A 2625-nucleotide genomic window follows, 5' to 3' on the forward strand; every position below is an offset into this window, starting at 1 on the left:
ATGTCCGCGCCTCCGTCCAAATGTCTCTCAGGACCGATCTTGCCATGAAGAGGGCGGATCGCCGAGGAGAAACGTGATCATCCGGGATGGAGCACTTAGTCAGTTCGATGTCAGGGTAAGGCTTGTTTTCGCACCTGCTCGGGGAACGAAAACTTTCTGTTGGGATTCTGAATCTTCAAAAAGACGCGTCGAACAGCAGGGACACAGATGTTGTAGTCTCCTGCATAATGTTGGTTGAAGAGACTATTGGGGCGCGGTTGCTCCCTATGACGCGCTCAGAGGCCCCTCAGAGCGCAGTATACCCGAGGTGGGCTACAAGGGGTTGGAAACGTGACGTAAAAGCCGCTGGCGGCTCACTCAGGGGCTCTGAGAGCTAAGACCACTCGCCACCAACGTCGATCGAGATCATCTGAGCATCGGTGTTTGGTTTTGCAACCAGTCCGTTACGATTCAGTTACAGATCAACTATCTGTTTTTAAGAGAAATTTCTTATTTGTAACCGGTGTAACGCTGTAACCTGAAAACATATACATCATGCGTGTGTATGCGCGTGCGTGCGTATATGCGTATATATATATATTTATTTTACGTTACATATATATAAATACATTAAAAGATAAGTAAATTCAGATACTTAAACGTGTAACCAAGTTGTAACCAAGTTGTAACGCGTTACACCGTTGATTTTAAATGAAAAATCTTAACGGCCTGCGAGCCTGACAGAGCGTTTCGGGTGAAATTCTTGGGAATTTTTGCAGAATCCATCTGGTTTTGATAGATGGAGAGCGAAACTTTCCTTTAGATTCAATGACGTTACAGAAATTGGGCCAAAACAGTCGTTCGGCGGAAGGTTTGGTGCCGCGCATGCGCGACCTTGAGGGTCGCAGTGTAGTGGAGCTTTCACGTCTGTTTCAGGGTTTATGGCATAAGATCAGGCGGACATGAGGCCTGCCGCGAAAGATGAAAGTCCTCAACGCCTTGACATGTCCACATATAGACTATAAGTCCGTAAATAGACAAAGGAGGTCAGCGATGCAGATTGCCAATTTTCCGAATGCGTCGGCTTCGGCTGATGGCATGCAGTTTCGCACCATCTCCAGAGAGGACCGCGAGCGGACAAGCGGCCCGGGTCTGAGGACCTTTCGCGAAATTGCGGATCGCCTTGATCTGAGCGAGGGGGAACGCATCGCTATCCTCGGGGATCCGGGGCGATCAACTTATCATCAGTGGATGAAGAAAGCGCGAGAGAAACAACCCCTGACGCTGCCCCTTGATACACTTTTGCGGATTTCGGCCGTCCTCGGGATCTACAAGGCGCTGACCATTCTGTTCGAAGATGAGAACCAAGCGCTGGTCTGGCTGAAAGGGCCTCATCGCGGCACGCTTTTCGCGGGTGCCGCGCCTATGGCCTATATGCTCGAAGGCGGGCACGACGGACTCATGTCCGTGCGCCGTTACCTCGATGCCTGGCGCGGCGGCAGCACCGGCCTTGGCGCACCGGAAGGCAGTTTCGAGGCTGTCACCGAAGACGACCTTGTCTTTGCATGAAGATCACCGATTACGGTGTGGTGTCCGCTCCTACAGGCACCACACGCCTCATTCCTTCGCGATTTCCACCAATCCCAGCCTTTGACGCGGTCACCACAGCCGATGATCTGGATGCTGTCATGGAGCTGGAAGGGTGGACAAACGACCGGCTGGTTGCTCCTCGGCTTGCGCGCCTGCCCCGTGCGGAGTGGGTATTTGGACGCCCGAACGCCAGCGTGATCATGGCGGCCTTTCTGCATGGATCCCCCAAGGGGCTGCGGTTTTCAGATGCAAGCCTCGGGGCGTGGTATGGGTCTACCCATCTCAACACCGCGCTGCTGGAGGTGGCCAACGGGTTGCGCAAAGAGATTGCGCTCAGCGCATTGACGCAGAAATCCGAAAGCTACCGGCAATACCGGGCAGACCTCGCGAACAACTATGTCGACATCTTTGGCGCGCACCCCGAATATCATGATCCCGACGATGCAAGCTATCCCGTGGCCCAAGCCTTCGGACGGCGTGTTCGAGATGAAAATACGCGTGCTGGTATTCATTATGAAAGCGTGCGTCACCCGGGCCATGAGAACTGGGTCTGCTTCCGACCATCCCTCGTCCTGAATGTGATACAGGCGGACCATTTCATGCTCGAAGTCCCCCGAACGGGGCGCGTCGTTGTGCGTCGGCTATCTTGATCAATGAGGTCAGACTATCACGCTCAACCTGCACCGTAGATGTCCAAAAGAAGATCAGGGTTCGTCCCCTCGCCGAGCAACTCTGCTTTGATATCCTTTAGAATCGGCAAAATCTTGTCACGTCGCCTCTGGAGGTTAACACTCGGCCTGCGCCGGTTAACTAGATCCGCTTCTACTTCCTCGATAATCGCCAAAAAATCAGCCGCCAGCGGATCGACGCCAGACACCAAGGCCGTTGGATTCTTGATACGCCACCTCAGCAGCCCCGCGAGCAAGAAGGGCGCATAGTTGAACATGGTGTATTCTTCACCGATTGTCAACGGCGGAGACAAAACCGGCCACGTGGCGGTGCAAAAGTAGGCCAGTGGCGGGGCACTAAGCGCCATGGCGCGTGCGCTGCCCAAAT

3 protein-coding genes are annotated in these 2625 nt (G+C 53.8%); 2 read left to right on the plus strand and 1 reads right to left on the minus strand.

Annotated features, from left to right (window positions below; genetic code table 11):
* Positions 1-1032: 1032 nt before the first annotated feature.
* Together ABIE57_RS20395 and ABIE57_RS20400 are read left to right on the plus strand one after the other, a co-directional pair.
* A complete protein-coding gene (locus ABIE57_RS20395; protein ID WP_354540868.1) occupies positions 1033-1548 on the plus strand; it encodes an antitoxin Xre/MbcA/ParS toxin-binding domain-containing protein in 516 nt (171 codons plus the stop codon).
* Positions 1545-2219, plus strand: a complete 675-nt coding sequence (locus tag ABIE57_RS20400) for an RES family NAD+ phosphorylase (RefSeq protein ID WP_354540869.1) — start codon at positions 1545-1547, stop codon at positions 2217-2219. Before ABIE57_RS20395 ends, ABIE57_RS20400 begins: the two co-directional genes overlap by 4 nt.
* A 23-nt stretch (positions 2220-2242) precedes the next feature.
* Here the strand turns inward: ABIE57_RS20400 and ABIE57_RS20405 are convergent.
* On the minus strand, positions 2243-2625 hold a 383-nt coding region (locus ABIE57_RS20405), incomplete at its 5' end, for a hypothetical protein (RefSeq protein ID WP_354540870.1).

Origin of the sequence: Roseovarius sp. MBR-6, from assembly GCF_040547525.1 — a bacterium.
GTDB lineage: Bacteria > Pseudomonadota > Alphaproteobacteria > Rhodobacterales > Rhodobacteraceae > Roseovarius.